The organism is Pseudarthrobacter arbutini (assembly GCF_054510915.1).
On the sequence record NZ_JBTNDQ010000009.1, the window covers coordinates 64469 to 87353 of the forward strand.

General features: G+C 65.1%; 24 protein-coding genes and 1 pseudogene. 17 read left to right on the plus strand and 8 right to left on the minus strand.

All coding sequences use genetic code 11. The features are described from left to right. Positions 1-98: 98 nt before the first annotated feature. Positions 99-698, minus strand: a complete 600-nt coding sequence (locus ACX80V_RS11750) for a TetR/AcrR family transcriptional regulator (protein WP_485843266.1) — start codon at positions 696-698, stop codon at positions 99-101. Between the two features lie 114 nt (positions 699-812). Here ACX80V_RS11750 and ACX80V_RS11755 point away from each other — a divergent pair, with 114 nt between their 5' ends. Both ACX80V_RS11755 and ACX80V_RS11760 read left to right on the plus strand, forming a co-directional pair. Beyond that, positions 813-1643 (plus strand): alpha/beta hydrolase, encoded by an 831-nt coding sequence (locus ACX80V_RS11755; RefSeq protein ID WP_485843267.1) that lies wholly within the window; start codon positions 813-815, stop codon positions 1641-1643. A gap of 193 nt (positions 1644-1836) precedes the next feature. Beyond that, positions 1837-2589, plus strand: a complete 753-nt coding sequence (locus ACX80V_RS11760) for an SAM-dependent methyltransferase (RefSeq protein WP_485843268.1) — start codon at positions 1837-1839, stop codon at positions 2587-2589. A 70-nt stretch (positions 2590-2659) separates the two neighbouring features. Here the strand turns inward: ACX80V_RS11760 and ACX80V_RS11765 are convergent. Further along, positions 2660-2841, minus strand: a pseudogene (locus ACX80V_RS11765) (hypothetical protein); the annotation flags it as partial. 85 nt (positions 2842-2926) lie between these two features. Here ACX80V_RS11765 and ACX80V_RS11770 point away from each other — a divergent pair. Then, on the plus strand, positions 2927-3499 hold the full coding sequence (locus tag ACX80V_RS11770) for an MOSC domain-containing protein (RefSeq protein WP_485843269.1): 573 nt from the start codon (positions 2927-2929) through the stop codon (positions 3497-3499). Between the two features lie 68 nt (positions 3500-3567). On the opposite strand, the gene ACX80V_RS11775 is transcribed toward ACX80V_RS11770, so the two are convergent. Then, complete coding sequence (locus tag ACX80V_RS11775) at positions 3568-3939, minus strand: VOC family protein (RefSeq protein ID WP_485843270.1); 372 nt, start codon at positions 3937-3939, stop codon at positions 3568-3570. Between the two features lie 93 nt (positions 3940-4032). Continuing rightward, a complete protein-coding gene (locus ACX80V_RS11780; protein WP_485843271.1) occupies positions 4033-4764 on the minus strand; it encodes a TetR/AcrR family transcriptional regulator C-terminal domain-containing protein in 732 nt (243 codons plus the stop codon). 120 nt (positions 4765-4884) lie between these two features. On the opposite strand from ACX80V_RS11780, the gene ACX80V_RS11785 reads away from it, so the two are divergent. Beyond that, a complete protein-coding gene (locus tag ACX80V_RS11785) occupies positions 4885-5910 on the plus strand; it encodes an NAD(P)-dependent alcohol dehydrogenase (protein ID WP_485843272.1) in 1026 nt (341 codons plus the stop codon). A gap of 490 nt (positions 5911-6400) precedes the next feature. Here the strand turns inward: ACX80V_RS11785 and ACX80V_RS11790 are convergent, their stop codons facing one another. Then, entirely contained in the window at positions 6401-7888 is a 1488-nt protein-coding gene (locus ACX80V_RS11790; RefSeq protein WP_485843273.1) for an HNH endonuclease signature motif containing protein, read from the minus strand. Between the two features lie 230 nt (positions 7889-8118). Between ACX80V_RS11790 and ACX80V_RS11795 the strand changes: the two genes are divergently transcribed. Then, positions 8119-8619 carry a hypothetical protein gene (locus ACX80V_RS11795; RefSeq protein ID WP_485843274.1) on the plus strand — a complete coding sequence of 167 codons (501 nt, stop codon included), beginning with the start codon at positions 8119-8121 and terminating at the stop codon, positions 8617-8619. A gap of 174 nt (positions 8620-8793) precedes the next feature. Here the strand turns inward: ACX80V_RS11795 and ACX80V_RS11800 are convergent, their stop codons facing one another. Both ACX80V_RS11800 and ACX80V_RS11805 read right to left on the minus strand, forming a co-directional pair. Then, positions 8794-9105 (minus strand): hypothetical protein, encoded by a 312-nt coding sequence (locus ACX80V_RS11800; RefSeq protein ID WP_058932934.1) that lies wholly within the window; start codon positions 9103-9105, stop codon positions 8794-8796. Between the two features lie 132 nt (positions 9106-9237). After that, a complete protein-coding gene (locus ACX80V_RS11805; protein ID WP_485843275.1) occupies positions 9238-10587 on the minus strand; it encodes an MFS transporter in 1350 nt (449 codons plus the stop codon). Between the two features lie 214 nt (positions 10588-10801). Here ACX80V_RS11805 and ACX80V_RS11810 point away from each other — a divergent pair, with 214 nt between their 5' ends. The 12 genes from ACX80V_RS11810 to ACX80V_RS11865 all read left to right on the plus strand — a co-directional run bounded on the left by ACX80V_RS11810 (position 10802) and on the right by ACX80V_RS11865 (position 22389). Further along, positions 10802-11533 carry a GntR family transcriptional regulator gene (locus ACX80V_RS11810; protein ID WP_485843276.1) on the plus strand — a complete coding sequence of 244 codons (732 nt, stop codon included), beginning with the start codon at positions 10802-10804 and terminating at the stop codon, positions 11531-11533. 141 nt (positions 11534-11674) lie between these two features. Further along, the gene (locus ACX80V_RS11815; RefSeq protein WP_058931159.1) at positions 11675-13021 is read left to right on the plus strand and encodes an enolase C-terminal domain-like protein; all 1347 of its coding nucleotides are present in this window, start codon (positions 11675-11677) and stop codon (positions 13019-13021) included. Beyond that, positions 13018-14505 carry an aldehyde dehydrogenase (NADP(+)) gene (locus ACX80V_RS11820; protein WP_485843277.1) on the plus strand — a complete coding sequence of 496 codons (1488 nt, stop codon included), beginning with the start codon at positions 13018-13020 and terminating at the stop codon, positions 14503-14505. Before ACX80V_RS11815 ends, ACX80V_RS11820 begins: the two co-directional genes overlap by 4 nt. Continuing rightward, positions 14502-15707: a fumarylacetoacetate hydrolase family protein gene (locus ACX80V_RS11825; RefSeq protein ID WP_485843278.1), complete on the plus strand. Its 1206-nt coding sequence runs from the start codon at positions 14502-14504 to the stop codon at positions 15705-15707. The genes ACX80V_RS11820 and ACX80V_RS11825 overlap by 4 nt, the downstream gene beginning before the upstream one ends. After that, positions 15704-16546, plus strand: coding sequence for a fumarylacetoacetate hydrolase family protein (locus ACX80V_RS11830; protein WP_485843279.1), 843 nt, complete (start codon positions 15704-15706; stop codon positions 16544-16546). Before ACX80V_RS11825 ends, ACX80V_RS11830 begins: the two co-directional genes overlap by 4 nt. A gap of 14 nt (positions 16547-16560) precedes the next feature. Then, entirely contained in the window at positions 16561-17310 is a 750-nt protein-coding gene (locus tag ACX80V_RS11835; RefSeq protein ID WP_485843387.1) for an SDR family NAD(P)-dependent oxidoreductase, read from the plus strand. 280 nt (positions 17311-17590) lie between these two features. Continuing rightward, positions 17591-18430 carry a transporter substrate-binding domain-containing protein gene (locus tag ACX80V_RS11840; RefSeq protein ID WP_485843280.1) on the plus strand — a complete coding sequence of 280 codons (840 nt, stop codon included), beginning with the start codon at positions 17591-17593 and terminating at the stop codon, positions 18428-18430. An 85-nt stretch (positions 18431-18515) separates the two neighbouring features. Next, complete coding sequence (locus ACX80V_RS11845; protein WP_485843281.1) at positions 18516-19187, plus strand: amino acid ABC transporter permease; 672 nt, start codon at positions 18516-18518, stop codon at positions 19185-19187. Then, positions 19180-19869, plus strand: coding sequence for an amino acid ABC transporter permease (locus ACX80V_RS11850; protein WP_058931152.1), 690 nt, complete (start codon positions 19180-19182; stop codon positions 19867-19869). The genes ACX80V_RS11845 and ACX80V_RS11850 overlap by 8 nt, the downstream gene beginning before the upstream one ends. Positions 19870-19877: 8 nt before the next feature. Continuing rightward, positions 19878-20606 carry an amino acid ABC transporter ATP-binding protein gene (locus ACX80V_RS11855; RefSeq protein ID WP_276203716.1) on the plus strand — a complete coding sequence of 243 codons (729 nt, stop codon included), beginning with the start codon at positions 19878-19880 and terminating at the stop codon, positions 20604-20606. A gap of 164 nt (positions 20607-20770) precedes the next feature. Then, entirely contained in the window at positions 20771-21376 is a 606-nt protein-coding gene (locus ACX80V_RS11860; protein WP_485843282.1) for a TetR/AcrR family transcriptional regulator, read from the plus strand. Next, positions 21373-22389 (plus strand): DMT family transporter, encoded by a 1017-nt coding sequence (locus tag ACX80V_RS11865; protein WP_485843283.1) that lies wholly within the window; start codon positions 21373-21375, stop codon positions 22387-22389. The genes ACX80V_RS11860 and ACX80V_RS11865 overlap by 4 nt, the downstream gene beginning before the upstream one ends. Here ACX80V_RS11865 and ACX80V_RS11870 read toward each other — a convergent pair whose 3' ends face one another. After that, on the minus strand, positions 22390-22734 hold the full coding sequence (locus ACX80V_RS11870) for a DUF3846 domain-containing protein (protein ID WP_485843284.1): 345 nt from the start codon (positions 22732-22734) through the stop codon (positions 22390-22392). Between the last annotated feature and the right edge of the window lie 151 nt (positions 22735-22885).

Sequence of the window (22885 nt, forward strand, 5' to 3'; positions counted from 1 at the left end):
CTGTCGTTTGGGGCCGTTCCCCACTGCGCGAACGGACAATTAAGCCCCCGCGGGAATCCTCTATCGGCGCGCCGGTGATGCCGGCGGGGCATGAGGAGTCAGCGGCGGTGCGCGGCGATCGCGGTGCGGGCTGTGCGGGCAAAGGCGGGGGCGACGCGGTCCTGGCCGTCGAGGTAGCCGCCGACCAGCGCGGCATCCCGCAGGAGGACGAGGGATGCCGCCACCTCGTCAGGCTCCGACAGCCCGGCGGCGGCGGCCAACTGCTCGAGCGTCGAGCGGAACCACTCCCTGTGTGCGGCGATGAGCTCGCGCACCGGCCCCTCGCCGGGGTACTCGGCGGCGGCGTTAATGAAGGGGCATCCCCGGGTGTGGCGATCGCGGATGTCGGCCTCGATGCCGGCGATGACCAAGTCGAGCAGCACCGCAGGATCGGACGGGACCTGCGTGGCCTGGGTGAACAGCCCGCGCAGCTGCTCGTCCTCCCCCCGAAGGTACGCGAGGACGAGCCCCTCCTTGCCCTCGAACTGGTTGTACATCGTGGCCCGGGTCACGCCCGCCCGCCCGATGATGCGGTCGACCCCGACGGAGTGGATGCCCTCGCCGTAGAAGAGGTCGGTCGCGGCATCCAGCAGCCGCTGACGTGCCGACGGGCGCTGCTGGAGGGTGGATGCCGAGCGCGGCGCGGCGGTGGTACTCATGGATCCTCCAATGGACTTCTTCATTCCTAATTGTTCTGGGAATAGTATTGCATAGATAGAACGTTCGGTCTACTATCGAAGCATCAAACACCCCACCACATCGAGGAGATCGATATGAGCACCACGACCAAACCCCCCATCGTCCTCATCCACGGTCTGTGGATGACTCCGAAGAGCTGGGACACCTGGGCCGAGCGCTTCCGCGCCGCCGGCCATCGGGTGATCGTGCCCGGCTGGCCGGGCATCGACGACCGCAGCGTCGAGGACATCCGCCGCAACCCGGAGCCCCTCAAGGGGATCGGGCTGAAGCAAATCGCGGACAACTACGAGCGGATCATCCGCGAGCTGCCCGAGAAGCCGATCATCATGGGCCACTCCTTCGGCGGCGTCCTCACTCAAATGCTCGCCGACCGCGGCCTCGGCGTCGCGTACGTGGGCGTCGCGCCGGGCCAGACCGCCGGCGTCACGACGCTGCCGCTGTCGACCCTGTGGACGGGCACCCCGATCCTGTCGAACCCCTTCGGACGCAACGGCGCCAAGCCGCTGTCGAAGCGCCACTTCCACTTCACGTTCGCTAACGACGTCTCCCGTGCCGAGTCCGACAAGCTGTGGGAGGAATCCGCGGTGAACTCCTACAACCGGGTCTTCTTCGAGGGCGTCCTGTCGGTGCTGAACGAGAAGGGCGGCATCACCCACGTCGACTACGGCCGCACCGACCGTGCACCGCTGCTCATCATCACGGGCGAGATCGACCACGTCGTGCCGCCGGCCATCGGCGAGGCAATCGTGAAGAAGTACAAGAAGTCGGGGAGCCCCGCGATCGTCGAGTACAAGACGTACCCCGGCCGCACTCACCGCTTGGTCAGCCAGGACGGCTGGGATGAGATCGCCGACTACGCCCTCGAGTGGGCGACCACCCACGCGGCGGCCGACGCAGCGAACTAGCCCACACCCGCGCGTACGGCTGGTGTCAACGATTCCACGAAAATTAGGGAACTGCCGTCCTTGCGGTCGTTCAGTTGGCGAGACGTCTAATGTCCCTAGGGTTGCACGACGCATTGCATAGTGCCGCACGATTAGAACCGGGTAGCGCGCGAGAGCGATTGATGTTTACCAATCGGATGTTAGGTTGAGCGTCATGACTGATCCCAACACGCCACCTGCCCGTGGCGGAGCGTCCGTCCTCAGAACCAATTCGCCGATCGGACGGCAATCCTTCGACCGCTTGATCAGCGATCTCGCAACTAATCGACCACGAACGATCTTGGACCATGGGTGCGGATGGGGTGGAATGCTCCTGGACATCCTCGAGGCGATGCCGAATACCAGCGGCACGGGCATTGACATCAAGGAGTCCTACATTAAGCAGGCACGTATGGCAGCTAAGCAACGGGGGCTTGCTGACCGGGTCGTATTCCAGGCGGAATCGTCTGCGGATTACGCGGAGAGCGCCGACCTCGTGCTCAACGTAGGTTCGTACCAAGCTTTTGGGACGATCAGCGAAGCCCTGTCCCGTCTTCGCGGCTCGACCACGCCTTCCGGACGTCTGGTTTTTGGTGCCGAGTTCTGGTCTGTTGTCCCAACCGATATTCAGTTGGCTCACATGTGGCAAGGGACAACGGTTGATGATGCTTTACTCCTTCCCGACCTTGTCGACAAGGTCACCAGCGCTGGGTGGCGCGTTCTGGATCTGCGGACCTCAACCAGTCAGGAATGGGAAGAATTTGAGTGCGGCCATCTCCGAAATCGGGAGCAGTGGCTTGTAACTCACCCCGAGCACGAGTCGGCGACAGAAATTCGGGACGAGTTGGACAAGGCAAGAATGATGTGGTTGCGCGGCCACCGGGACGTCATGGGCTTCGTCACCTTCATCCTTGCCAAGGACGGGTGATCAGACGCTGAACGACCCCTGTGATGCGCGGGTCATTCTTGGTTGTCGACGATTCCCCGATTTAGCTGACTCCCTGTTGGGCGATGGTGTGGTCGACGAAATGCCCTGAATCCTTGAAGACCTTCCAGGGATGTGCAGCCTCGGCCACGTTTTACCCGGTCTTCTCCCCGTATCACCGATCTCGGAAACGCTGGTTTGCGGCCGCAGATGCCTGCCTGCTCTGGTTGGCCCTGACGTGGATCTGGCCTCCATCGACCCTGCGAAGACGCGCTCCGGAAGGTCCACACTCGGCGCGAGCGGTCACTTAAGCCCCCGTGCGGCGGAGTAGTTTGGTGGCATGACGGAAACCTTTCGGTACGACGTGGAGGTCCTGCATCTCCTGGTCTCGCCGGCGCACGCCTACTTCGGCCGGGCCCGCGAGGGTGCCGCGGATGTCCCCACCACGGATGCCGGGCGGGTGGAGCTCGTGGCGGGAAAGGGCATCGTCGGTGACCGGTTCTTCGGCAAGGCCGCGCACATGGATGCCGCAGTCACCCTGTTCTCGATCGAGTCACTCGAGGCCATCGCCGCGGAGCTGGGAACGGCACGCTTTGACCCGCTCCTGACAAGGCGCAACGTTGTGCTCCGAGGCGCCCATCTGGCTCCGTTGCTGGGACACGACTTTGCCCTGGAATCCCATGGAGGCCTGGTGCGGCTCACGGCCGGGCGGCCCGCCCACCCCTGCGTCTGGATGGACGAGATGCTCGCCCCGGGCGCACACAAAGCAATGCGCGGCCGGGGCGGTGTGCGCTGCCGGGTAATTTCCGACGGAGTCCTGCACCGCGGGCCGGCGGTACTGGTCAGCACCGTGCCACTGGAGCCCGAGCGCGCCGGCGAAGCCACGATGTTGCGGGCATCGCGGCTGCCCTAGTTCGACGCCGCCTTAGTTCGACGCCGCCTTAGTGAGACGCCGCCCTATGAGAGTGGGCCGCTGGTAGGTCAGACGTGCTGATCCACCAGCACCGGGTTGCCGTCCGGGTCCACAACAATGAAGCTCCCCGGACCGGTGGTGGCCTCGTCAGCCTCGGCAACGAACTCCGCGCCCTGGGCTTTGAGTTCCCGCTGGAGGTCGCGCACATCGGTGAAGGAGTCCAGCGCTTCAGCGTTCTGGCTCCAGCCCGGGTTGAACGTCAGCATGTTCTTCTCAAACATCCCCTGGAAGAGGCCAATAACGGTCTCGCCGTTCTTGAGGATCAGCCAGTTCTGGGTGATGTCGCCGCCCAAACTGGTGAAGCCCAGTTTCTCGTAGAACGCAGCTGATGCCGCGATGTCCTTGACGGTGAGGCTGATCGAAAAAGCGCCGAGCTGCATGGGTAACTCCACTCTCAAAGGGACGGATGTTCCGATGGTACCCACAGACGCAAGCGGACGACGGCGGGACGTCCCGCCGTCGTCCGCTCCCGGTCATCCCCGCTCGAGTCGGGCGGCTGTGGAGCTGTAATCCCGCTGGTGCAGCCGTTCGATGCCGTCGAGGAGGAGGTCCAGGGCGAACTCGAACTCGAACTGGTCGTCGCAGCCGCTGCCGACTACCGAGCCGTCATCGTGGCTGGCAGCAGTCGCCACTTGCAGGACGTTCGGGTAGTTGGCGGACATTTCCTGGTACATGGCGGCCTGGACTTCCGGTGCCACCGCAGCGGGAGCGTCGCCCTCTGAAGTGGCCGTGGCGTCGAACAGTTCCTGCGTGAAGCCCCACATCCGGCTTCCGATGGCATGCATCACGTGGTGCGTGAGGTCTACGGAAAAGCCCCCGGCGAAGAACATGCCGATGAACGAGTCCATGTAGCCCAGGACGGCGGGGGTCGGGTTGGTGCGGGTTTCCAGGACGCGCCTGGCCCACCTGTGGCGCTGGAGGACGCGCCTGGCCGAGAGCACCCGCAGCCGCACCATGCTCTTCCAGTCAGCACCGGCAACGGGAGGGTCAATCTCGCCGATGACCACGTCCACCATGCCGTCGAGGAGCTCCTCCTTGTTGGCCACGTGTTTGTAGAGCGCCATGGGCACCACGTCCAGTTCTTGGGCGAGGCGGCGCATGCTGAGCGGGCCGATCCCCACCTCGTCGGCGAGTGCAACGGCCGCCAGGAGCACGCGTTCCCGGTTTAACCGCGCCCGGCGTTCGGCGGCAATCTGCTGAGTCACTGTTCCCTGCTTCCGAGGGCTGCACACCCCTCCATTGACAAGTGTACTAAGTACACCTAATGTCAGTCCTATCAGGCAGGTGTACGGCGTACACCTCATGGAAAATCGAGGAGCCAAACCATGAACCCAATCCAGCCGGCGGCCGCAACAGCCGCGGGAGCACGGACCATGAAAGCCGCGACCTACCGCCGGTTCGGCGGGCCGGACGTGGTCCGCGTCGAGGAGATCGCACAGCCCGCTCCGCGCGCCGGAGAGGTGCTTATCAAAGTCATGGCCAGCACCGTCAGCGTCGCCGACCACCGCGTCCGCAGCCGCAATGTCCCCAAGGGACTCGTGGCACTCACGGCCCTGACCCTCGGCCTCTTCCGCCCGCGGACCCGGGTCCTCGGCATGGACGTGGCCGGCGTGGTGGAGTCCGTCGGCCAGGGCGTGACCGCGTTCCGGCCCGGCGACGAGGTTATTGCGATGCTCGGCGCAAAATTCGGAGGGCATGCGGAGTACGTGTCCGTTCCGGCGAAGGGGCCCATCGCCACCAAACCCCGGAACATGAGCTTCGAGGAAGCCGTCACGCTGCTCTTCGGCGGACTCACGGCGAAATCCTTCCTGGGCATGGCGGCCATCAAGACCGGCGACACGGTTCTTATCAACGGCGCCTCCGGAGCTGTGGGAACGGCCGCCATCCAGCTGGCCAAGCACCTCGGCGCCCACGTTACCGCTGTGAGCAGCGGGGCCAACAGGGAACTGGTGGAATCCCTCGGCGCGGACAGCTTCATCGACTACACCGCAGCGGATTTCACCGCAGACGGCACAACGTACGACGTCGCCATGGACTGCGTGGGGAACGCCCCGTTCGCGAGGGTGCAAGGGAGCATCGCGCCGGGAGGTGCCCTGCTCCTGGTTATCGCCGACCTCAAAGGCATGCTCGGCGCGCGAGGACAGAGCCGCCGAAGCGGCAAGCTGGTCACTTTTGGCGGCCTAAAGCTCACGTACACCGCCGACGACGTCGCCTACCTTGTGAGCCTCGCGGAGGAAGGCAAGTACCGGGCAGTCATCGACAGGACCTACAACCTCGCCGACGTCGTCGAGGCCCACCGCTTCGTGGACACCGGACGCAAGCGGGGCAATGTGGTCCTGCGGGTCCCCTAAGCAGCGTGCCCCCGGATCACTTCTCCGCTGGGGATCCTTCGCCCCCGTTATCCACCGGACCGGCCCCTTCGGACTCAGACACCGCATCGGGGTGCGCATCGTCTTTGTGGCGGGCTTCCTGGAGGTGGTGCTCCAATTTCTCCTCCGCCTCCCGGCGGCGTTGACCTACGGTCCGCATTTGTTGCGTTGTCGGAGCGGCGTGGGCGTGCTGGTGTGGGCCGTGATCCTGCAGGCCGTCAGAGATCTTCTCACTCATACTGAAATCGTCCCACCATGCGTCACTGTCGGGAAGGCACCGCGGACGACGGCGGGAGGCCCCGCCGTCGTCCGCTTGTCGCCGGTGCCCGGCGGGGTTGCCGGGCGCCCGGGTTGCGATCACCGGCGGCGGAAACCCGGAGGCAGGCTGGGGCGTGCATTGTGCACGGTTCACGGGCACAAGCACAGGCACAGGCACAGGCACAGGCACAGGGAGACTGCTCTTGGGCGCGCATCAACCGGTGGAGTGGAGGAACCGTTCCACGCCGTTCTCTCCAAGAGACAGTCCGATGTGAACAAAATCCGAATCGCCGCAACCTTCGCGCGGCGTGGGGAGCCAGTGCCCGTTCCTGCGCGCTTCCGGTTTTGGTTCTTTTGGCCAGTGTGGAGGTTCCCAATCCTGGTGTTCGCTCTTGTAGTGCCGGCCCGTGGGCGATATCCAGCCGGGTGGTTCGTTCTTGGTGGCTGGTGTGGGTCTCCAGGCGCTGGTGTGTCTCAGGCGGTGATGTTTGGGGCAGGGCTGTCCCAAATTCGATACACCAGTAGTTCCGCCCTTATGCCAGGCGAGGATGTGGTCCGCTTCGTTGTCCAGGGAGTGGTTGGAACAGCCCGGGAACGGGCACTTACCGTCGCGCAGCCGGAGCCAGTTCCGCATGGCCTTGGTGAGACGGTAGTTGGCTCGACCGATCTCCAGGGGCGCCCCGTCCCGCGGGTCAACCAGGACGCGGTAGAACGAATCGGCCCCGTTCGCCACGAGATCCCTTGCCATCGACGCGGGGATCGGACCGTAGCCGTCAAGCATCGCAGGCTCCTCGGTAGCGCCGAGCAGTGAAAACACAGGGACCGTCACCAAAACGTGGGCCCGGGGCGGCGGAACCTGCCCGGGATCATGTTCTGCCGGATTGCCGCTGCTGAGAAGGGCGGCGGCGAGGACGTCGGCGCGTAGCTGTGTGAGGGTCAGGGGCTCGTCCGGGCCCTGCAAACCACGGGCGACGGCAGTGGTCCGATTCCAGATTGCTGCCGCCTGATCCGCGGGGAGGTAGGCCGAAAGCCAGGCCATCCCGTCCTGATCCGGGGCGTACTCCACCCGGCGGTCAAGGACACCCTTTGCGTGGCGCTTCTCGATACTCTCGGTGTGGTGGCGCTCGCGCCAGGTACGTGCCCTGTGACGGAACCGGGACGCCGGCATCTCCCCGGCGGGACAGCCTCGGGCGGGGTTCGGCGCATCCGGGTCCAAAAAGTGGGCCTCCAGAGCCGCGGCACCGTCCGGGTCAAGGGTTGCGACTTCGTCCACCATGGCCCGCGCGTGCTGCCACGAGATGGTGCCCGCTTGCAGAGCGGACAGCGTCAGCGGCAAAGCGGTCGTCAGCATATGAGACTGGTTCAGCAGGGCCCCCGAAGCACGGTCACCGATGTTCAGTACGCAGGCGACCTCCGCGGTCACCGCCATCTCCTGTGCCCGAACAGGTGCATCGGGCGAAGCGAGGGCTTGGGCGGCGTCCGAATATTTCACTGCAGCCCGGGCCTTCAGTCCCGCCACGCGCGCCTCCACTCCCGCGGCAACGGAGAGGATGTCCAGGCACGTATCACCCATGCCATGCAAAGGATCAGCCTCCGATGACGCTTCAGAACCAGACTCGTCATCCCCGTCCAGTGCGGAATTCAGCACATCAATGGCGGCAGAGATGTCCTCATATGCGTTCGCCACCCCTACGTTTCCCATAACTCCATCATCTGGTGGGGGTCTGACATTTAACGGAGAAGGATGTCGGGTAGGTGGCCATCCTCCCCCGCGGTCCGCGGGACCCGCCTCCTTGGACGGAGACACCGTGTCGTATCGGGATGGCGCCACGGACGACGGCGGGACGTCCCGCCGTCGTCCGCTTATGTTTAACGCCGCTGATCTACGACGCCGACCAGCCGTCGCCGCGCGGCACGTGGAAGTATTCAGGTATGACTATCGATAATGATGATGCCAACACTCCGGCGCCAACGGACTCACAGGGCACAGACGCCGCGGCCGAAGTCAGCCGTGGCTGGGACCACATCGGGGCCATCATTGTGGATGCCACGCTCCAGCGCCGCCAGAACTACAACGAAACCGTCAAGCCGCGCGTCATAGCCCTCGTCGCGGAATGGCCGGATGCCGCTACAACCAGTGGATTCCGCCAGCACCTCGATACGGGGAAGCTCTCGGAAGTCATCGACTGGCCGTCGCCCGGCCGTCTGGCCCAGGTAGAGGACATCACGCAAGTGTTCGAGCGTGAGGGCATCGAAACGGTAGCTGAACTCCGCGGTGCGCTCGGTGACCCCGCCAAGGGTGCCGCTCTCCGGGAAGCCCTTGCGCTAGTGCGGCACGTCAGTCCCAAAACGCTGGATTACATTGGCACGCTGAGCGGGATCTCAACAGGCGCGGCCGCCGACGGGACTGCCGGCGTGCAGGATCTGCCCTAGCGGCACGTCGCTTCGTAATCTGCAGGTCAGGCAGTGTGTTCAGGGCTGTCTGGCCGAAGCCGGAGGGCAACCCATAAACCGCAGCGCCGGCAAATGTACGAGGGTTCGGTGCCGAGCGCGTGAAGCTTCTTGCGACTCATCGCCCTGCCGCAGCAGGAGCATCTGCAGGTGGCTTCAGAGTCCATTGTTTTTGAGCGCTTCGGTTATTTGGCTGATCGTCGGAAGGCCTGCCAGCCCACTTGGAGTCGCGTATATCCGGCAGGCCAGGTCGTCTGCAGTGGCACCGGTCGGAAAAATGTCGGACCCATTGAGGGTGATCGTGGGGGAACCCGCGAATCCCGTGCCCGCCGTATCCGGCGCGGACTCCAGGAGTCGTATGGTCACTGGAATATCGCTGTGTCCCAAGGCGGTCAGGGCTGATTCCAGTCGCTCCTGCGCCTTAGCAAGGTTGGGGCACTCGTCGATGTGGAGCAGTTCGATCCTCATAGAATCATTCTCCACCACCCGAGACTCAGCCTGCGGGACTCCCGGCGGTGTGTGATGTGGACAAGCGGACGACGGCGGGACCTCCCGCCGTCGTCCGCTCGGTGGTTGAGCTTGTCGAAACCTGCCGCTCGCCTACGCCGTGACGGAGGCGGGAACCTTCAGGGGCTCCACCTTACCGAGGACGAACAGGTAGTTCGCCGCTCCGGCCAGCGACACCAATCCGATGACCGCGAGCGGCGCCACGTAGGATCCCGTCTGGTCCACCAGGACACCGATCAGGACCGGGGTGAAGATGCCTGCCAGGTTGGAGGCGAAGTTCTGGAGCCCGCCGATGGATCCGACGTGGCGGGAGCTCGGGGCAACGTCCGCGGGGAGCGACCAGATGCCGGTAGCGGCAACAGTGAGGCTGGAGTACGCCACCGACAGGAGCGCGAGTGCCATCCATGCCTCCGGGACAACGGCGGCGAACATGATGACCGAACCGCCGATCAGACCGCCGGCGATGGCGGTCTTCCGGACCCGTGTGACCGAGACCCCGCGCTGGACGGCCCGGTCGGCAACATAGCCGGCCAGCCAGCCGAAGGCCACCGCGCAGATGCCCGGGATGGCGCCGAAGAGGCCGAGTTTGAGCAGGTCGAAGCCGCGTTCCTTCACGAGGTAGCTCGGGAAGAACGTGATGAAGAAATAGATGGCGCTGTTCAGGCAGAAGAAGCCGAACATCATGCTGAGGATGGTGCGGTACTTGAAGAGCGAGCGCCAGGGGAGCTTCGCTGCGTCGGCGTCGTCGTTCGCTGCGCTCCGGGCGCCGCCTTCCCGGATGTAGGCCCGCTCCTCGTCATTGGCCGTCGGGTGGTCCTCGGGGCTGCGGTACATCTTCCACCACACAACAGCCCAGATCAGGCCGGCCACACCAATGATGATGAAGACCGCGTGCCAGGACGTGAAGGCGACGATCAACGTGACGATCGGCAGGGCGATGACCGCACCTACGCGGGAGCCTGAATCCCAGATGCTGGTGGCAAAGGCCCGTTCGCGGACCGGGAACCAGGTGGCCACCACCTTGGCTGCGGTGCTGGGGGCCGGACTTTCACCGACACCAAGCAGGAACCGCGCGGCGAACAGCGACCAGAAATTCTGCGCAAAGGCGGTGACCATGGTGAACACGGACCACCAAACCGCTGCCAGGGTGAAGGACTTCCGCGGCCCAACCTTGTCCACGTACCACCCGGCAGCCAGCTGGCAGAAGTCATACGCCCAGAAGAAGGCGGCGAAAATGAGACCCTGCTGGGTTGCCGAGAGCTCAAAATCCTTACCCATAAACGGCAGGGCCACGCTGAGGCTGGAGCGGTCAAGGTAGTTAATGCTGAGACCGACGAACGCGAGCCATATGATCACCCAGCGCTTGCGGGTCATGGTGCGGGGAGCCTTGGAGGAAAGATCGGGGGAAGAGTTGGGGGCGAGCCTGCTGTCTTGGACAGTCATACCGTCTCCTTTGACGTAAACGTGGCTTTCGGGTGCCTGGACACCGGGGAAGACGCCGAGGATTCCGGCGCAAGATCATGTAGGAATCGGAATAATCATATAGTTAATGTGATCCAGAGCAACTTCTGGACGAAAACGCCCCACCCCGCCCGCCCCCACCCGTGGAATATGATTCCCACAGCGACTCCACCAACCAGCACAAAGAGGTAACCGCGTGCCCACACGTCAATCATCCGATGCATCCAAAGGCAAGGCAGCCGTCAGTGACGTCTACGCCGCCATGCGGGCCTCCATCCTCAAGGGCGAAATTGCACCCGGCGCACGGATAAATATTGATGCGGTCTCCCGCAGCCTGGGCGTCTCACAGACCCCGGTCCGCGAAGTTCTGCAACGACTGGAGGGCGACAACCTGGTGGTCTACAGTCCCGGCCGAGGATACAGCACCACACCGCTGCTGGACCTACCCGCGCTGCGATCGCTCTTTGAGTTCCGGCTACTGGTGGAACCGTGGGCCGCGCGGTCCGCGGCCGTGGACCGCCTCGCCAACCCAGCCGCGGCCCTGGAGAAGGAATTGTCTACCATCCGCAACTCCATGAAGACCACCAGTGGTGACGCCCGGCAGGACCTCGTGGCCCATGACACCCGCTTCCATGACACCATCCTGCTGGCAGCGGGGAACCCGGTGGTCCAGCACGCCTTCGCCCAGACGCACTGCCACCTGCACACCTTCCGCCTCTACCCCGCAGACATCGACGGCGCCATCACCATTGCCGAGCACGCCACCGTACGGGAGGCCATCGCGTCCTGCCTGCCCGACCGTGCCGAGGAGGCCATGGCCCAGCACATCAGGAATTCCTTCGCCCGGTTCGCCAAGGCCTTCGAAGGCAAGGCAGACCTCTCACCCCTGGAGAACGACGGACAACCAAGACGACATATCGTCAACTGAAATCGAAGCTCCGGCCTGCTGGCCGGGGCTTCTTTTTTCTCCGGCACTTGATCTGGACCGCTATTCCTATATGATTATGAGAATTCATATAGGAATCGTGTCCAACGAAGTGAATTGACCAGAGAGAGAGAGAAGAAACCCATGACCTCCATCATTTCCATCCACACCCAGGACGTGCGGTTCCCCACGTCCCTGGAGCTCGACGGTTCCGACGCGGTCAACGTTGACCCGGACTACTCCGCCGCGTACGTCGTCATCCGCACCGACGCGGGCGACGAAGGCCACGGCTTTGTTTTCACCTGCGGCCGCGGCAACGAAATCCTCACGCACGCCATTGACGCCTACGCCGGCCTGCTCCTCGGCCGGGACATCGATGAACTGATCTACGACCTCGGTGGCGCGTCGAAGCGGCTCATCCACGATTCCCAGCTGCGCTGGCTCGGACCTGAGAAGGGCGTCACGCAGATGGCTGCCGGCGCCCTTGTCAGCGCACTCTGGGACATCCGCGCACGGCGCGAGAACAAGCCGCTGTGGCTCCTGCTCAGCGAGATGCCCGCCGAAGAAATCGTCGACGTCGTTGATTTCACCCACATCCGCGACGCGCTGAGCCCCCAGCAGGCGCTGGACATCCTGCGCGCCGGCGAAGACGGCAAGGCCGCCCGGATCGCCGCCCTGAAGGTGGACGGCTACCCCGCCTACACCACCTCGCCGGGCTGGCTGGGCTACAGCGACGAGAAGCTCGTCCGCCTGAGCAAGGAAGCCGCCGCGGACGGCTTCTCCATGATCAAGCTGAAGGTGGGCGGCGACATCAATGACGACCGCCGCCGCATGGCCCTGGCCCGCAAGGCCGTGGGCGACCTCCCGATCGCCATCGACGCCAACCAGCGGTGGGAAGTCTCCGAGGCCATCGAGTGGGTCAACCAGCTCTCCGAGTTCAACCCCTACTGGATCGAAGAACCCACCAGCACGGACGACATCCTGGGCCACGCGGAGATCCGGAAGGGCGTTGCCCCTGTCCGTGTCGCCACCGGGGAGGCCGTCGCCAGCCGCATCGTGTTCAAGCAGCTGCTCCAGGCCGGTTCCATCGACGTCCTCCAGCTGGATTCCACCCGCGTGGGCGGCGTCAACGAGAACATCGCCAACCTCCTGCTCGCTGCCCGCTTCAACGTACCGGTCTGCCCGCACGCCGGCGGCGTGGGGCTGTGCGAACTCGTCCAGCACTTCTCGTTCTTCGACTACGCAGCCATCACAGGCAGCCAGGACGGCCGGATGATCGAGTACGTTGACCACCTGCACGAGCACTTCGCCGAGCCGGTCCGCATCGTCAACGGCCGCTACGCCGCCCCGGAACTCCCGGGCACCGGCGCCGAAATGCTCAGCGCCTCGCGGGCCCGCTGGGAGTTCCCCGCCGGGGCCGGATGGCTCGAAGTGGGCGACCGCGCCGCAGTTACGGGCGCCTCCGTGACCGGAGCCGGTGCTCTCCGATGACAACCACGGTCCATGACCTCAACGCGAGTGTCGACGCCGCCCACGCAGCCTTCGAAAAGGGCCGCGCCGCAGACCCCGGCACCCGCGCAGCCTGGCTGGAGGCGATAGCCGCCGCACTGGAGAACGACGCCGATGCGCTGGTGGAGATCGCTGCCCAGGAAACCCATCTGGGCGAGCCGCGGCTCCGGGGCGAGCTCAAGCGCACGGTCTTCCAACTCAGGCTCTTCGCCACGGAAGTCCGCGACGGCGAGCACTTCGACGCCACCATCGATCACGTGGACGCGGACTGGGGCATGGGCCCGCGGCCGGACCTGCGCCGGCTCAACGTGCCCATCGGCGTTGTGGGCGTCTTCGGGGCCTCCAACTTCCCCTTCGCCTTCAGCGTGATGGGCGGCGACAGCGCCTCGGCACTGGCCGCCGGGTGCGCCGTGGTGCACAAGGCACACGACGGGCACCGGAACCTCGCGCTCCGCACCGCCGAGACCGTTGTCGCCGCGCTGGATGCCGCCGGAGCACCTTCCGGGCTGTTCTCGCTCGTCACCGGCCGGCCTGCCGCGGAGGCCCTGGTGGACCATCCTGCCGTGAAGGCGATCGGCTTCACGGGTTCGACGGCGGGCGGCCGGGCACTGTTCAACCGTGCCGCCGCCCGGCCCGAACCCATTCCCTTCTTCGGCGAGCTGGGCGGTATCAACGCCGTGTTCGTCACCGAGATCGCCTGGGCGGTGCGGCGCGACGAAATCCTCAGCGGATACGCCGCCTCATTCACGATGGGAATGGGACAGTTCTGCACCAAGCCGGGGCTGCTGTTCGTTCCGGCTGGAGAGGCCGACGGCGTCCGGCAGGTTCTGAGCGCCGCGCTGGCGGACTTTGCCGCAGCACGGCTGCTGAGCCCGCGGTTGCACGAGGGCTACCGGCAGTCCGTGCAGGACTTGCGGGGCACCACCGGCGTGGAGGTTCTTGTGGAAGGAGACTTCGACGAGGCACCGGCGCCAACCGTGCTCCACACGACTTCCGCGGCTGTGCGCAGTGATCCGTCAATCCTGCGGCAGGAAATGTTCGGGCCCGCCAGCCTGGTGGTGGAGTACGGCGACGAATCGGAACTCCTGGAACTCACCGGACTGCTGGAGGGACAGCTGACCACCACGCTCCAGGCGGAGCCGGAGGATGACGTGTCAGAACTGGCCGCACGGCTGACGGACATCAGCGGCCGGGTCCTCTGGAACGGCTGGCCCACGGGGGTCACGGTCAGCTACGCCCAGCACCACGGCGGACCGTATCCCGCCACAACATCGGCCACCACCTCCGTAGGAACGGCCGCGATCCGGCGCTTCCTCCGGCCTGTGGCCTACCAGTCGTTCCCGGAAGGTCGCCTGCCCGAACCTCTGCAGGACGCCAATCCCTGGCGCGTTCCGCAGCGAGTGGATGGGGTCTGGCAGCGGCCCACCCGGCAGGGTCAGACCGCAGGAATCGAGGTCCGGCCATGAGCGCCGCACTGGACCTCGGCGGGGCCTCGGTACTCCCGGACGACGCGGCACGGGCACTCCTGATCGGCCGCGTCTGGGACGTCGAAACCGGCGGACCACGCGTGGTCGCCGTCCAGGAGCAGGACGTCTTCGACCTCCACCATCTGGCCGAAACCGTCTCCGAGCTCCTGGAACGGCCGGATCTCGTGGCGGCCGTCCGCGCCGCCATGACGCTGCCCCGGTGGAAGACCAGCGAGATTATTCAGGCGTCGCTGACACAGGACGCGGCCCATCCGCATTTCCTGGCTCCGGTGGACCTTCAGGTCATCAAGGCCTGCGGCGTGACGTTTGTGGACAGCATGATCGAACGGGTCATCGAGGAGCGCTGCGGAGGAGACGCCAGCCGCGCGGCGGAGATGCGGGAACTGGTGGGCCGTGCCCTCGGCGGCGGCATCAGCTCCATCCGGCCCGGCTCCCCCGCGGCTGCCGAAGCCAAGAAGGTGCTCATCGCCGAAGGGCTCTGGTCGCAGTACCTGGAGGTCGGGATCGGGCCGGATCCCGAGGTCTTCACGAAGGCCCCGGTGCTCTCCTCGGTGGGGCTGGGCGCGGGGGTCGGGATCCCTGCGTTCTCCTCCTGGAACAACCCGGAACCGGAACTGGTGCTAATTGCCACCTCGGCCGGCACAGTTGTGGGCGCAACCCTGGGCAACGACGTGAACCTCCGCGACGTGGAGGGCCGGAGTGCCCTGCTGCTGGGGAAGGCGAAGGACAACAACGCCTCCAGCGCCCTAGGTCCCTTGATCCGGTTGTTCGACGACGGTTTCACCCTGGAGACGCTGCGCCAGGAGGAAATCCTGCTCCGCGTCGAAGGCGAGGACGGCTACTCGCTGGAGGGACGCAATTCCGTGTCCCGGATCAGCCGTCCGTTCGAAGAGCTCGTCGCCGCGACAGTTGGGAAGCACCACCAGTACCCGGACGGCTTCGCCCTGTTCACCGGCACGCTGTTCGCGCCGACCCAGGACAGGGACCACCCGGGACAGGGGTTCACGCACCACATGGGCGACACCGTGACCATCCGCAGCCGCCACCTCGGCGCCCTCGTCAACGTCGTCGGGGCGGCGGAGGAGCTGCCGGCCTGGTCGTTTGGCCTGCGGCAGCTGTTCGGCTATCTTCATGCCCAACGCGAAGTCCGCGCATCAAGCAGTAAGGAATACGCCTCATGAAGTTCGCCCAGATTGGCGCCCCGGGCGCCGAACAGCCCGTCCTGGTCCACGGGGACCGGCACTACTCGCTCCAGAGCATCACACCGGCCATCAACGGCGACTTTCTGTCCAACGGTGGCCCCGCGGCTGCCGCCGCCGCACTGGCCGCAGGCACGCTGCCGGACGTCAGCTCCGACGTCGTACGGTACGGCGCCCCGGTGATGCGCCCGTCCGCCGTCGTCTGCGTTGGCCTGAACTACGCCGCCCACGCAGCGGAATCGGGCGCCCAGCCGCCTGAGCATCCGGTCATCTTCCTCAAGACACCCAATACGGTGAGCGGGCCTGACGATGCCGTGGCCATCCCCCGGGGATCGACGAAGACTGACTGGGAGGTGGAGCTCGGGATCATCATCGGCAAACGCGCCTCATACCTGGACTCCCCCGAGGCCGCCAGGGACCACATCGGCGGGTTTGTGGTGGTGGACGATCTCTCCGAGCGCGACTTCCAGCTGAACGTTTCCGGCGGCCAGTGGTCCAAGGGCAAGAGCTCACCGGGGTTCTGCCCCACGGGTCCCTACCTGGTCACCCCCGACGAGATCGACGCCGGCAAGCTGCGGCTGCGCAGCTGGGTCAACGGCGAAATCCGCCAGGATTCCTCCACGGCGGACATGATCTTCGACGTCGAGACCATCGTCTGGAACCTGAGCCAGTACATGGTCCTCGAGCCCGGCGATCTCATCTGCACCGGCACCCCCGAGGGCGTCGCGCTGTCCGGGCGGTTCCCGTACCTGAAGGCCGGCGACGTTGTTGAAATCGAGATTGACGGGCTGGGGCGGCAGCGCCATGAATTCATCGCATGAACGGAGACCCAGCAATGGAGTTTGAAGGCATCCGTGCCATCGTCACCGGCGGGGCTTCCGGCATCGGAGCGGCCACAACGGCGCATCTGACCCGGCGCGGAGCGAAGGTGGCGGTGCTGGATCTGAATCCCGAGGCAGCGTCCGAAGCGGCGCTGTCGATCCGATGCGACGTGGCCGATGACGCTTCGGTGCGTACCGCCGTCGAACGCGTTGCCCGGGAATTCGGGGGGATCGACGTCGTGGTCAACAACGCAGGCATTGGAGCCCAGGGAACCGTTGCGGACAATGACGACGCCGAGTGGCAGCGCGTCCTGGACGTCAACGTGATCGGCGCGGTGCGGGTGAGCCGTGCCGCCTTGCCCCATCTCCGGCAGTCCCCCGCCGCCGCGATCGTCAACACGTCCTCCATCGCCGCTACGGCCGGGCTGCCCGCCCGCGCACTCTACGCGGCCACCAAGGGCGCCATCAGGGCGCTGACGCTCAGCATGGCGGCCGATCACGTCCGCGAAGGCATCCGGGTCAACTGCGTCAACCCGGGCACGGCTGACACGCCCTGGATCAACCGGCTGCTGAGCCAGGCGGATGACCCGGTAGCGGAACGCGCGGCGCTGGAGGCCCGCCAGCCGCACGGCCGGCTGGTGACGCCGGAGGAGGTTGCAGCGGCGGTTGCGTATCTGGCCAGTCCGCTGGCCGGTTCGACGACGGGCACTGAACTGGCGGTCGACGGCGGCATGCAGGCGGTGCGCCTGCGTCCCGTCGAGTAACGTCTCGCCGAGTAACGCCCCGGCGAAGCAAGAAGCTGCGAGGCGCCGTCGTGTCCTGATTTATCGGGGCACGGCGGCGCCTCTGGCGTTTCTGGAGGTACCGGGCGTGCCCTGCCCCGGCGAGCGTAGGCAAGCGGTTTTGAGGAGGGGCTTGACCCGTGTCACATCCCCTATATGATAGTGCGTATTCCTATATGATCTCCGACGGCGAGCGACCGGGATCCCCGGACTCCGTCACCCCCGCATCCGATCCGCATCAACAATCTCCAGGAGAGCACCCATGTTCAAAGCAACACCGAAGTTGCTTCTTGTCCCGGCTATCGCGTTGGCCCTCACGCTGGGAGGCTGCTCCTCTGGCGGCGCCTCGGCGGGCGCTGCGAGCGCAACAGGAGCCGTGGCGGACAGCCACCTCACACAGATCCTCAAGACGAAGACGATCAAGATCGCTGTCAGTGCCGACTCGCCGGGATACGGCGTGATGACGTCATCAGGTGAGCACGAGGGCTTCGACATTGATGTCGCGAACGCGCTCGGCGCCTCGCTGGGCGCCAAGGTTGAGTTCGTCACGGCCACGAACGAAAGCCGCATCCCGCTGCTGCAGACCGACAAGGCGGACGCCGTCATTGCCACCTTCACGGCCTCGGATGCGCGCGCCCAGGTGGTGGACATGTCCGAGCCGTACGCCGCCAGCTCCACCGTCTTTATGGTGCCCGCGGGAAGCCCGATCGCCAGCTACGCGGATCTGGACGGGAAATCCGTGGCCACATCGCGCGGAAGTGTGGGCGAGCAAATCCTCAAGGCCACCTTCCCGAACGCCAAGATCGCCGGCTTCAACACCACGGCCGATTCCATCCAGGCCCTCAAGAGCGGCAAGGTGGACGCGCTGATTGAAAACAACGCGATCATCGGCGGGCTCGTGAAGAGTGATCCGTCCGCATTCCAGGTGCTCAAGGGCGACCCGATCAGGCCGGCGCTGTTCTCCATCGGCGTCAAGCAGGGAGACCAGACGTGGGTTAACTACATCAACAACTTCATCCGGAACTACACCATCTCCGGACAGAACGAGGCCTCCCTGCAGAAGTGGTTCGGGCTGGAACTTCCGCCCTTCCTCGCCCACTAACAGTATTCGGACGCACTCTCCGGTGTGGGTGGAGGACAGGCAGTCATTCACCCACACCGCCGTTCACGGATAGGACCCTTTGCTCATGGCTTTATATTTCGGAGACCTTCTCCCGTTCAGCTCGCTATTGCTTGAGGGGCTCTGGACAGCTCTATACATCACGCTCGTGGCCATGGCGGCGGGAAGCGCACTCGGCGTCTTCCTGTACCTGGGGAAGGTCGGGCCCGGAAAAGCAGTCAGCATCTTCTGCACGTGCTACATCGAGGCCATCCGCAACACGCCTCTGCTGGTGCAGCTGTACCTGATCTACTTTGCCCTTCCCGCGCTGGGCATCAACCTCGAACCCATCTGGGCCGCCGTCATTGGCCTGACCCTCAACAACGCGGCATACACTGCGGAAATTTACCGGGCCGGCTTCGAGTCGGTGCCACACGGCCTGCGTGAGGCCGGCAAGGCGCTGGGCATGAAGAACGCCCAGATCGTGCGCTACATCGTCCTGCTGCCGGCCACCCGGAACGTGTTCCCTGCACTGACCAACCAGCTGATTCTGCTGTTCCTGGCTTCGTCGATTGGATCCATCATCTCGCTTCCTGAACTGACCAACGCGATCATGAGCGTCAGCAACACCACGTACCGGACCATCGAGGTGCTCGCAGTGGGCGGGCTGCTCTACCTTGGCGTTTCCGCCCTGCTGTCCCTGGCCTCGAAACGGGCCGAAACGACGCTGTTCCGGTGGGCGGTGGGCGCACGTGTTTAGGGCCTTTGATTGGCAGGACCTCATTCCGCTGGCCAAGGGGGCCTGGCTGACCATTCAGCTCTGCGCCATGTCCGGCATTCTCGGCATCATCTTCGGACTGATCCTTGGCATTGCCAGAACGTCCCCCAGCAGGATCGCCCGGTGGATCAGCACCATCTACATCAGCTGCGTCCGCGGCATCCCGATTCTGGTCATCATCTTTTTCATCTTCTTCGGGATCCCGCTGCTGTTTCCCGGCCTGGAACTGGACAAGTTCGCCTCGGCCGTCATTGCGCTGACCTGCTTCGCAGCCGCCTATGTGGCAGAAATCGTGCGGGGCAGCATCGAAGCCGTGCCGAGGGGACAAAGTGAAGCGGCAGATGCCCTCGGCCTCAACTACTGGGCGAAACTCCGGTATGTGGTCATGCCGCAGGCCAGGAAGATCATGGTTCCGCCCGGCGTCGGCTTCATCATTGGCCTGGTGAAGGATTCCTCCCTGGTGACGGTGACCGGGCTGGTGGAGCTGACGCACGCGGGCAATATCGTCACCAACCTCACCGGCGACCCCATCATGACGTTCCTGACGGTCGCCGCCATGTACTTCGTCATTTGCTACAGCATCTCCCTGCTGGGGCGCCTGTACGAGAAACGGACAGGCATCCAGGTGGACCCCCTCAAACTTCCCGAGCCCGCGAGCGTTTAGATCGGAATATGACTGTGATTTTTGTTGAGAATTTGAATAAGAAGTTCGGCCCGAACCATGTCCTCAAAGGCGTTGACTGCCACATCCGTGAGCGTGAGGTGGTGTGCGTCATCGGCCCCTCGGGTTCAGGCAAGAGCACGTTCCTGAGGTGCATGAACGGCCTGGAGTCGATCACGTCCGGCAGCATCGTGATCAACAAGCACCGGTTGGACGATTCGAAAACGAACATCAACCTGGTCCGGCAGGAAGCGGGAATGGTCTTCCAGCATTTCAACCTGTTCCCGCACCTTAAGGTCATCGACAACGTCATGCTGGCCCCGCTCAAGGTGGCCAAGGTCAACAGGGACGAAGCCCGCGCCAAAGCCGAAATGCTGCTGGCAAAGGTGGGTCTGGCCGAAAAGATGGAGGCCTTCCCGGGGAGCCTGTCCGGCGGCCAGATGCAGCGTGTGGCCATAGCCCGCGCGCTGGCCATGGATCCAAAGATCATGCTCTTCGACGAGCCCACCTCAGCCCTGGACCCGGAAATTGTCGGCGAGGTGCTGACCGTCATGAAGGACCTGGCCAATGAGGGCATGACCATGGTGGTGGTTACCCACGAAATGGGCTTCGCCCGGGAAGTGGCTGACCGCGTGCTTTTTATGGACCAGGGACTGATCGTCGAGGAAGGCTCCCCCGATGAGATCTTCTCCTCGCCGCGGAACGCCAGAACTCAGGGGTTCCTCAGCAAGGTTCTGTAACCGGGGCAGGCAGTGAGCGGACGACGGCGGGACTTCCCGCCGTCGTCCGCTTTGCGTCTGGTGACGTGCCCGGCTTGGTCAGGATGGATTCGACGTTTTCCTGTAACCGGAATTGGTAGGTAGACTGGTCTACCTACCAATGTTCCAGTGAGTGAGGACCGGCCATGACGGCGAAGCAGACTGCAGCGGTAACCCGACCCTCCCGGAGGCCTGCCCGGGAAGCGCTCCTCGAGGCGGCCGCCAGGCGTTTCTATGCCCATGGCCTGACCGGGACGGGCATTGACACCATCACGGCCGAGGCCGGCGTGGCCAAGAAGAGCCTCTACAACAATTTCGCGTCAAAGGCCGACCTGGTCACGGCCTACCTGTACGCCCGGCATGAAGAATGGCTCGGGCTGTACCGGGCGCGGCTCGAGAAGACGGCCACCCCACAGGACCGTGTGCTGGCCGTCTTCGATGCCTATGCCGACCACGCCGACCTGGCGTACGAGCATGGTTTCCGCGGCTGCGGGCTGCTCAATGCGGCAGCCGAACTGCCTGCCGGGGACCCCGGACGCGCAGTGGTCCGGCGGCACAAGGAAGAGGTGGAGGCGCTGCTGGCTGAGCACCTGGCCGAGCTTCTGCCGGACGCTGCCGGGCACACCGCTCCCCTGGCGCAGCACTTGGCATTCCTCCTGGAAGGATCCATGGTCCGCGCCGGCCTTGAGGGTGACCACCGCTGCGTCCTGGAGGCACGGCGGATCGCGGCCACTATGATCGGCACCCTGTGAAGACGCCGGGTTTTCGCGGGACCACGTGGGGTGCGCTGTTTGTGCTCACAGCGTCCGTCCTGTGGGGCACCACCGGGACGGCGGCCACGTTCGCCCCGGATGTGAGTCCGCTGGCGATCGGCGCAGCGGCCATGGGGTTCGGCGGCCTGCTGCAGGCGGCGATTGCGGCGCAGCCCATGATGGCGTTCCGCGCTGCCCTGCGCAGCCACTGGCGCTCGGTGGCCTTGGGTTCGCTGGCCGTCGCCACGTATCCCCTCGCCTTCTACTCGTCCATGCATCTGGCCGGCGTGGCGGTGGGGACGGTCGTGTCCATCGGCTCGGCTCCCCTGGCGTCCGCGGTTATTGAACGCATCGTGGACAAGCGGCCGTTCACGGGCCGTTGGATTGCCGGCGCGGTTCTCGGTGTCACCGGTGCCGTGCTCTTGTGTATCGCCGATGCCGGTCACGCGGATGCAGCTCCTGCATCCGGCTCTGGGTGGTCCACACCTGCGGGCATCGGACTGGGGCTCATGGCCGGGCTGACGTACGCTCTCTACTCCTGGGCCGCGCACCGCCTCATTAGCACAGGCGTGCCATCACGGGCGGTGATGGGCACGGTCTTCGGGACCGGCGGTCTGCTGCTGATGCCTGTACTTGTGGCCACGGGAGCTCCCTTGGTTGCGTCCTGGCAGAACCTTGCGGTGGGTGCGTACATGGCGCTCGTCCCCATGTTCGCCGGGTACGTTCTGTTTGGCTGGGGCCTGGCCCGCATCCGCGCCAGCACGGCCACCACCCTGTCCCTCTCCGAGACAGTGGTCGCGGCGGTCCTCGCAGTGGTTGTGGTGGGCGAACGCCTGCCGGCACTCGGCTGGGCCGGCGCCGCGATGATCGCCGGCAGCCTGTTCGTGCTGACACTGCCAGCGCCGAGGAGCCGCGCCCAACCGGCTGTGGCTACCGAAGTGACGCACGACGGCGGCCCCACCTCCCAGCCTCAGCCCGCCTCTGTTGCGGCCCCGTCGGCGACGCCGGAGTAGTCAGGCCGCCAGCGGCACGTCGAAAAGCTGCTCGGCAAGCCGGATGAGGTGCCCGGGTGCATCGGATTCATCTCCGCGGCCTCCATTCCCGAGGAACACTGCCGTCCCGTTGAGGGTGTCAATGAGATAGACGCCTGCTTCGCGGATGAGCACTTCGGCCCGGTCGTTCTGGGGCAGGCGGTAGCCCTCGTCGTTCAAGTACACATGCCAGTCCCTGCTGGTGATGGATTCAATGTTTCCAGCAACGAGTTTCTGCAGTGCCGGCATGCCCGTGTCCACGGTTGCGATGCGCACCGGTTGGGTGAGGTGCGCCGGGACGATCAGGGCGTTGTACGTGGTGTTCATGGTCTTGTCCTTGTGACTCAAACGAATGGCGTGCGGTCCCAGCGGCGGCGGGAGTGGTGGCGGGCAGCCGAATGGGGCTAGGAGTCTCGCATTCGGCTGCCCGAGTTTATTAGCGCTGGTTTTTGCGCGGCTTTGCGAACAGAGTTTCGCT